This window comes from Bradyrhizobium sp. (genome assembly GCF_016462955.1).
Taxonomy (GTDB): Bacteria; Pseudomonadota; Alphaproteobacteria; order Rhizobiales; family Xanthobacteraceae; genus Bradyrhizobium.
The window spans coordinates 1-7,300 of the sequence record NZ_JAEMSD010000352.1; the positions used below are offsets into that span (position 1 = coordinate 1).

A 7,300-nucleotide genomic window follows, 5' to 3' on the forward strand; every position below is an offset into this window, starting at 1 on the left:
GCGCCGCGCGGCATGCCGCAGATCGAGGTGACCTTCGACATCGACGCCAACGGCATCGTCAACGTCTCGGCCAAGGACAAGGCCACCGGCAAGGAGCAGCAGATCCGCATCCAGGCCTCGGGCGGCCTGTCGGAAGCCGACATCGAGAAGATGGTCAAGGACGCCGAAGCCAATGCCGAGGCGGACAAGAAGCGCCGCGAGGCCGTGACCGCCAAGAACGAGGCGGATGGCCTGGTGCATTCGACCGAGAAGGCTTTGGCCGAGCACGGCTCGAAGGTCGCCGAGAGCGAGCGCCGCGCCATCGAGGACGCCGTCAGCGACCTCAAGGAAGCGCTGAAGGGCGACGATGCCGAGGCGATCAAGGCCAAGACCCAGACGCTGGCGCAGGCTTCGATGAAGCTCGGCGAGGCCATGTACAAGCAGCAGGCCGAGGCCGACGCCAAGAAGGATGCGGCCAAGGACGACGTCGTCGACGCGGAGTTCACCGAAGTCGACGACGACAAGAACAACAAGAAGTCCGCCTGAAGCCCGCGAGGGTGACGATGCGGACGGCTTGGACCCCACACGCGCTGCCGGCCTCCTCCCTCGCGGGGGAGGCCGTCGCGCCGGGCCGGACGGGACAGGACTCCTTTCGAGACTCCCTTGAAGTCGGCCCTGTTGCCATCGATCAATTCCCAGCCGTTATTCCCAGCGCTGCCAGGCTGCCCTCTGCCGCAAGGCAGGAGGGCGCTTATATCGCCGCATGTCAGCGTTGTTCCGCGCCAACTTGAATCGCGATTGGATAGACCGAGCTCATCATGTCCACGTCCACCAAGCGCTGCTACTACGAGACCCTGGAAGTCGAACGCGACGCCGACGAAGGCAAGCTGAAGTCGTCGTTCCGCAAGCTGGCGATGAAATTCCACCCCGACCGCAATCCCGGGGATGAGACCTGCGAGGTCAAGTTCAAGGAAATCAACGAGGCCTACGAAGTCCTGAAGGACAGGGACAAGCGCGCGGCCTACGACCGCTATGGCCACGCCGCGTTCGAGCAGGGCGGCGGCTTTGGCGGCGCTGCCGGTTTCGGTGCGGGCTTCGCTTCCTCTTTCTCCGACATCTTCGAAGACCTTTTCGGCATGGCCGGTCAGCGCGGCCGCGGCGGTCGCGAGCGCGGGGCGGACCTGCGCTACAACATGGAAATCACCCTCGAGGAGGCTTTTGGCGGCAAGACCGCGCAGATCGAGATCCCGGTCTCGGTCACCTGCGAGGCCTGCTCGGGCATTGGTGCGAAGGCCGGCACCAAGCCGAAGACCTGCTCCACCTGCGGCGGCGCCGGCCGCGTGCGGCAGTCGCAGGGCTTTTTCACGCTCGAGCGCACCTGCCCGGGCTGCCAGGGCCGCGGTCAGATGATCGAGGACGCCTGTCCGTCTTGTTCGGGCCAGGGCCGGGTCACCCGCGAGCGCACGCTGTCGGTCAACATTCCGCAGGGCGTCGAGGATGGCACGCGGATCAGGCTCGCCGGCGAGGGCGAGGCCGGGGTCCGCGGCGGACCGCCCGGCGACCTCTACATCTTCCTCTCGCTGGTCCAGCACCAGTTCTTCCAGCGCGACGGGGCCGACCTGCATTGTCGGGTGCCGATTTCGATGGTGACCGCCGCGCTCGGCGGCGAGTTCGAGGTGCCGACCATCGACAAGGGCATGACCAAGGTGAAGGTGCCGGCCGGCACCCAGTCGAGCCGCCGATTCCGCATTGCATCAAAAGGCATGCCGGTGCTGCGCTCGCGCCAGATGGGCGACATGTATGTCCAGGTCGTGGTCGAGACGCCGCAGAACCTCACCAAGAAGCAGCAGGAATTGCTGGCCGAATTCGAAAAGCTTTCCTCCGGCAACACCCAGCCGGAGTCCGAAGGCTTCTTCGCCAAGGTCAAGGATTTCTTCGGTAATCGGGCGAATTGACTCGTCTTGACCGTGCCGCCTTCGGCCTATACGTCTTTATGACCATTTTCTGACACGCCGCGGTCCCGCGGTCCCGTCCGGTCCCGACATGCCCTTGCCATCGTCCGCGCGTGCGTTGAAGAAGCCTCGTCTCGACGATGAGGTGCGCTTTCTCAGGTCGTGGATCGAAAAGCCCCTGCACATGGGCGCGGTGATGCCCTCGGGCAAGCTGCTGGCCCGGACCATGGCTCATTACGTCGATCCCGATTCCGACGCACCGGTGGTGGAGCTCGGGCCCGGTACCGGCGCCATCACCTCCGCGCTGATCGAGCGCGGCGTCGACCAGAAGCGTCTCGTTTTGGTCGAATACAATCCCGGCTTCTGCGCGCTGCTGCGTGATCGCTATCCGCAGGCGAAGGTGGTGCAGGGCGATGCCTATCGCCTGCGCGACACGCTCTGGAACGTCTTGAGCGCGCCGGCGTCCGCGGTCGTCTCCGGCCTGCCGCTCGTCACCAAACCGATGCTGACGCGGCTGCGGCTGATCCGCGACGCCTTCACGGCGCTCGCGCCCGGCGCGCCCTTCATCCAGTTCACCTATGCGGTGGTGCCGCCGATCCCGAAATCGCTGCACGGCGTGTCCACAGAGGCCTCGGAACGGATCTGGATGAACCTTCCGCCAGCCCGCGTCTGGGTGTATCGCAAGGACTGATCCCGCCGGCCCTCCTTGCGCGGCGGGCCCGTTTCGCCGAACGCATGGGATTGGATGTCCGCGCCCAAGATCCTGATCATTCCCGGCTCGCTGCGCACCGGCTCGCACAATGCGAAGCTGGCAGCGGTCGCCGCGTATGAATTCGCCCAGGCCGGCGTCGACGTCACCCGCATCTCGCTCGGCGATTTTCCGCTGCCGATCTATGACGGCGATCTCCAGGCCAAATCCGGCGTGCCCAAGCACGCCATCAACCTCAAGCGAATGATCGGCGCCCATCACGGCGTCCTCATCGTCTCGCCCGAATACAACGCCTCGGTGCCGCCGCTCCTCAAGAACGCGATCGACTGGGTCAGCCGCGTGCACGAGCTGCACGAGGCGCGCGGCGAGGGGTTCCGCAACCGGGTCTTCGCGCTCGCCGGCGCGTCCCAGAGCCGGTTGGGTGCGGCCCGCGCACTCCAGGCGCTGCGGCTGATCCTGTCCTCCTGCCACGCCAACGTGATTGGCAGCCAGCTCACGCTCGCCTTTGCCGACCAGGCCTATGACGACATGGACAGGCTGAAGAACGAGGGCGACATCGCCGCGCTGAAGGAGCTCGTGCGACAGTTGATCGACGTTTCCCAACGCATGATGTGAGGTGACATGACGCCAGCCGAGATCGCCCCCAAGGACCGCCTGATCGTCGCGCTCGATCTGCCGAGCGTTGATGCCGCGGAGGCGATGATCGCGAAGCTCGGCGACAGCGTCTCGTTTTACAAGATCGGCTATCAGCTCGCCTATGGCGGCGGCCTGCCGCTGATCGGCAAGCTCGCTGATGCGGGCAAGAAGGTGTTCGCCGATCTCAAGATGCACGACATCGGCAATACGGTTGCGCGAGGCACCGAGAGTGTTGCGAAGCTGGGCGCGACCTTCGTCACCGTGCACGCCTATCCCCAGACCATGAAGGGCGCCTTCGAAGGCCGCGGCAGTGCCAACCTGAAGATCCTCGCCGTCACGGTGCTGACCTCCTACAACGACGACGATCTGCAAGAGGCCGGCTATCGGCTCGGCGTGTCGGAGCTGGTCGAGGCGCGCGCGCGGCAGGCGCAGGTGCTCGGCGTCGACGGCCTGGTGTCCTCGCCGGAGGAAGTCGGGGCCTTGCGCAAGATCGTCGGCCATAAGATGAGCCTCGTCACCCCCGGCATTCGTCCCGCGGGCGCCGCCAGCGGCGACCAGAAGCGCATCATGACGCCAGGCCGTGCGATCGCCGCCGGCGCGGATTATCTGGTCGTCGGGCGCCCGGTGGTGGAAGCCGCCGATCCGAAGGCCGCCGCCGAGGCCATCCACGCCGAGATCGCACAGGCACTGCTCAAATAGAGACCAACCACAGGGAGAACAGCCATGGCAAAAGGTTACTGGATCGGGCGCGTCGACGTGAGCAATGACGAGGGCTACAAGCCCTATGCTGTCGCCAATGGTCCGATCTTCAAGAAATGGGGCGCCCGCTTCGTCGTTCGCGCCGGCAAGTTCACCACCGTCGAGGGCGCCAGCCGCAACCGCAACGTCGTGATCGAATTCCCCGACTACGAGACGGCGCTCGCCTGCTACAATTCGCCGGAATACCAGGCCAACATCAAGGTGCGCCAGCCGCATTCGATCGCCGACCTCATCATCATCGAGGGCTATGACGGCCCGCAGCCGTCGGACGGCTGAGCCTCTCTTCCTTACCCTCCCCCTGGAGGGGGAGGGTCGCTACGCATGTAGCGAAGCGAAATGCGTGGCGGGGTGGGGTGATCTCTCCCCATGGGCACTGTTCATCGTGGAGAGACCGTCACCCCATCCCGCTCGCGCTCTGCGCGATCGACCCTCCCCCTCCAGGGGAGGGTTGGGGCACGTGTCCCCGCGCGTGGCCCTCGGTTGCCGGAACTGCCTCCCCCCGCTAAAACGGCGGCGAAGGGGATCACACCATGTCCGACATGCGCTTGATTGTTGCGGGAGCCGGCGGCCGGATGGGCCGGGCGCTGGTACGGGCGATCGGCGAGAGCCAAGGCGCAGTGCTGGCCGGCGCGCTGGAGGCGCCGGGCTCGGAGCTGCTCGGCAAGGATTCCGGCGTGCTTGCAGGCCTGCCGGCCAACGGCATCAAGCTCTCGGCCGATCTGTGGGCGATGTCGAAGGACGCCGACGGCATCCTCGACTTCACCGTTCCGGCGGCGACCATCGCCAATGTCGCGATCGCTGCCGAGCGCGGAATTGTGCATGTCATCGGCACGACCGGGCTGTCCGGCTCCGACAACGCCGTGATCAAGAGCGTCACCAACCGCGCGGTGGTGGTGCAGTCCGGCAATATGAGCCTCGGCGTCAACCTGCTCGCTGCAGTGGTCAAGCGCGTCGCCAAGGCGCTCGACCAGGGTTTCGACATCGAGATCGTCGAGACCCATCACCGCATGAAGGTCGATGCGCCCTCCGGCACGGCGCTGATGCTCGGCCAGGCCGCAGCGAGCGGCCGCGGCGTCACCCTCGATGACCATTCCGAGCGCGGGCGCGACGGCATTACCGGCGCGCGCAAGCCGGGCAATATCGGTTTCGCCTCGCTGCGAGGCGGCACCGTCGCCGGCGACCACAGCGTCACCTTCCTCGGCCCGTTCGAGCGCCTGACGCTGTCGCACCAGGCCGAGGACCGCATGCTGTTTGCCCATGGCGCACTGAAGGCGGCGCTGTGGGCGCACGGCAAGCAGCCGGGGCATTACTCCATGGCCGACGTGCTCGGCCTCGCAGACATCTGATCGAAACGAACGGAAAAGCAGTCAATGAGCGAACGTCTTCTCGTGCTCGTGCGCCACGGCCAGAGCGAATGGAATCTGAAGAACCTGTTCACGGGCTGGAAGGACCCTGATCTCACCGAGCTCGGCGTGAAGGAAGCCAAGGAGGCCGGCCGCAAGCTGAAGGAGCAGGGCCTGGTGTTCGACGTCGCCTATACGTCGGTGCTCACGCGCGCGCAGCACACGCTCGACCTCATCCTCGGCGAACTCGGCCAGACCGGTCTGCCGGTCTCGAAGAACCTCGCGCTGAACGAGCGCGACTACGGCGATCTCTCCGGCCTCAACAAGGACGACGCCCGCAAGAAATGGGGCGAGGAGCAGGTGCTGATCTGGCGCCGGTCCTATGACGTGCCGCCGCCCGGCGGCGAAAGCCTGAAGGACACGCTGGCGCGAACGCTGCCCTATTATGTGCAGGAAATCCTGCCCGGTGTGCTCAACGGCAAGCGCACGCTGGTCGCCGCGCACGGCAACTCGCTGCGTGCGCTGATCATGGTGCTGGAAAAGCTCTCCCCCGAAGGCATTTTGAAGCGCGAGCTCGCGACGGGTGTGCCGATCATCTACCGGCTGAATGCGGATTCGACCGTGGCCTCGAAGCTGGATCTGGCGGGTTGACTCTCGCCACACGCGCGAAGTCGTAGGGTGGGTTAGCGTAGCGTAACCCACCGAACCTTTCGCCGCGGAAACAAAGAGGTGGGTTACGCCTTCGGCTAACCCACCCTACTGCATCGTGCCTACTGCACCCCCAGCTGCCCGGCTTCCCAGCCCAGCATCGCCTGTTTCCGCGTGATGCCCCAATGATAGCCGGTGAGCGTGCCGCTCTTGCCGAGCGCGCGGTGGCAGGGCACGACGAAGGACACAGGGTTCTTGCCGACGGCGGCACCGACGGCGCGCGAGGCCTTCGGGCTGTTGATGTTGCAGGCGATGTCGGAATAGGACACCGCACGCCCCATCGGGATTTTCAGCAGCGTTTCCCACACCCGCACCTCGAAATCGGTGCCGATCAGGACTACGCGCAGCGGCTGGTCCGGCCGCCAGAGCTTGGGGTCGAACACACGCGCTGCGAGCGGCGCTGTGCCCTCGTGATCTTCCACATAGGTGGCGTTCGGCCAGCGCCGTGTCATGTCCGCGAGCGCGATCTTCTCCTCGCCATGATCGGCGAAGGCGAGCCCCGACAGGCCGCGACCGGTCGCGATCACGATGGCGGTGCCGAACGGGGAGGGATGGAAGCCGTAGCGCAGCGTCAGGCCGACGCCGCCGTTCTTCCACTCGCCCGGCGACATCGCTTCGTGGGTGACGAACAGATCGTGCAGGCGGCCGGGACCCGACAGGCCGGAATCGAGCGCCGCATCGAGGATGCTGGCGGAATCCCTGAGCAGGTTCTTGGCGTGGTCCAGGGTGAGCGCCTGCATGAATGCCTTCGGCGTGATCGACGCCCAGCGGCGGAACAGATGGTGCAGCTCGTCCGGCGTGACGCCGGCCGCGTCCGCCATCGCCTCGATGGTCGGCTGCGCGCGCCAGTTGGCCGAGATGAAGGCGATCGCCCGGCGCACCGAATCATAGTCGCGCAGCGCGGCGCTCTGGGTGCCCGGCCTGGCCAGGCGCTGGTCATGGATCGCAAGGGTCATCATGACGGGAAATGTAGGGGAGGGGCGGGCTTGGAGCCACCCGATTTCCGAGCAGGGATCAGGTGACCGGATTATAGGTCGGACCGCGCCTTGCGGCGTTCAACGCCTCTACCAAACCCTTGTAAAAACTTGCCTTTTCTTCAGGGCCAAGAAAGCGTGCGATCTGGATCTGGTGGCCGCGCGAAATCAGGTAGAGATGCTCGATGCCAAAGTCATCGTCGACTTCCATGTCGAGCCGGACCCAGAGCGGATTGAAGG

Annotated in this window: 10 protein-coding genes; 8 read left to right on the top strand and 2 right to left on the bottom strand. The window is 65.8% G+C overall.

Annotated features, from left to right (window positions below; translation table 11 throughout):
- From JHD07_RS27780 to JHD07_RS27815, 8 genes are all read left to right on the top strand, one after another.
- On the top strand, nucleotides 1-525 hold a 525-nt coding region (locus JHD07_RS27780), incomplete at its 5' end, for an Hsp70 family protein (protein ID WP_291627864.1).
- 272 nt (nucleotides 526-797) lie between these two features.
- The gene (dnaJ, locus tag JHD07_RS27785) at nucleotides 798-1,934 is read left to right on the top strand and encodes a molecular chaperone DnaJ (protein WP_291627866.1); all 1,137 of its coding nucleotides are present in this window, start codon (nucleotides 798-800) and stop codon (nucleotides 1,932-1,934) included.
- 88 nt (nucleotides 1,935-2,022) lie between these two features.
- Nucleotides 2,023-2,622 carry an rRNA adenine N-6-methyltransferase family protein gene (locus JHD07_RS27790; RefSeq protein WP_291627868.1) on the top strand — a complete coding sequence of 200 codons (600 nt, stop codon included), beginning with the start codon at nucleotides 2,023-2,025 and terminating at the stop codon, nucleotides 2,620-2,622.
- Between the two features lie 54 nt (nucleotides 2,623-2,676).
- Nucleotides 2,677-3,255 (top strand): NAD(P)H-dependent oxidoreductase, encoded by a 579-nt coding sequence (locus JHD07_RS27795; protein WP_291627870.1) that lies wholly within the window; start codon nucleotides 2,677-2,679, stop codon nucleotides 3,253-3,255.
- A 6-nt stretch (nucleotides 3,256-3,261) separates the two neighbouring features.
- Nucleotides 3,262-3,975: an orotidine-5'-phosphate decarboxylase gene (gene pyrF / locus JHD07_RS27800; RefSeq protein ID WP_291627872.1), complete on the top strand. Its 714-nt coding sequence runs from the start codon at nucleotides 3,262-3,264 to the stop codon at nucleotides 3,973-3,975.
- A 24-nt stretch (nucleotides 3,976-3,999) separates the two neighbouring features.
- On the top strand, nucleotides 4,000-4,311 hold the full coding sequence (locus tag JHD07_RS27805) for a DUF1330 domain-containing protein (RefSeq protein ID WP_291627874.1): 312 nt from the start codon (nucleotides 4,000-4,002) through the stop codon (nucleotides 4,309-4,311).
- A 254-nt stretch (nucleotides 4,312-4,565) separates the two neighbouring features.
- Nucleotides 4,566-5,381, top strand: coding sequence for a 4-hydroxy-tetrahydrodipicolinate reductase (gene dapB, locus JHD07_RS27810; RefSeq protein ID WP_291627876.1), 816 nt, complete (start codon nucleotides 4,566-4,568; stop codon nucleotides 5,379-5,381).
- Between the two features lie 24 nt (nucleotides 5,382-5,405).
- Nucleotides 5,406-6,029, top strand: a complete 624-nt coding sequence (locus JHD07_RS27815; protein ID WP_291627878.1) for a 2,3-bisphosphoglycerate-dependent phosphoglycerate mutase — start codon at nucleotides 5,406-5,408, stop codon at nucleotides 6,027-6,029.
- Between the two features lie 119 nt (nucleotides 6,030-6,148).
- Here the strand turns inward: JHD07_RS27815 and JHD07_RS27820 are convergent, their stop codons facing one another.
- Together JHD07_RS27820 and JHD07_RS27825 are read right to left on the bottom strand one after the other, a co-directional pair.
- Entirely contained in the window at nucleotides 6,149-7,045 is an 897-nt protein-coding gene (locus tag JHD07_RS27820) for a bifunctional helix-turn-helix domain-containing protein/methylated-DNA--[protein]-cysteine S-methyltransferase (protein ID WP_291627880.1), read from the bottom strand.
- A 55-nt stretch (nucleotides 7,046-7,100) separates the two neighbouring features.
- Nucleotides 7,101-7,300 (bottom strand): DUF2244 domain-containing protein (locus JHD07_RS27825; protein ID WP_291627883.1); only part of this gene is annotated, 200 nt, incomplete at its 5' end.

Excerpts from the sequence above, each read along its gene's own strand:
- dapB (WP_291627876.1), top strand. The coding sequence starts at position 4,566 with ATGTCCGACATGCGCTTGATTGTTGCGGGAGCCGGCGGCCGGATGGGC.
- JHD07_RS27795 (WP_291627870.1), top strand. The coding sequence starts at position 2,677 with ATGTCCGCGCCCAAGATCCTGATCATTCCCGGCTCGCTGCGCACCGGC.
- JHD07_RS27790 (WP_291627868.1), top strand. The coding sequence starts at position 2,023 with ATGCCCTTGCCATCGTCCGCGCGTGCGTTGAAGAAGCCTCGTCTCGAC.
- JHD07_RS27820 (WP_291627880.1), bottom strand. The coding sequence starts at position 7,045 with ATGATGACCCTTGCGATCCATGACCAGCGCCTGGCCAGGCCGGGCACC.
- dnaJ (WP_291627866.1), top strand. The coding sequence starts at position 798 with ATGTCCACGTCCACCAAGCGCTGCTACTACGAGACCCTGGAAGTCGAA.
- pyrF (WP_291627872.1), top strand. The coding sequence starts at position 3,262 with ATGACGCCAGCCGAGATCGCCCCCAAGGACCGCCTGATCGTCGCGCTC.
- JHD07_RS27815 (WP_291627878.1), top strand. The coding sequence starts at position 5,406 with ATGAGCGAACGTCTTCTCGTGCTCGTGCGCCACGGCCAGAGCGAATGG.
- JHD07_RS27805 (WP_291627874.1), top strand. The coding sequence starts at position 4,000 with ATGGCAAAAGGTTACTGGATCGGGCGCGTCGACGTGAGCAATGACGAG.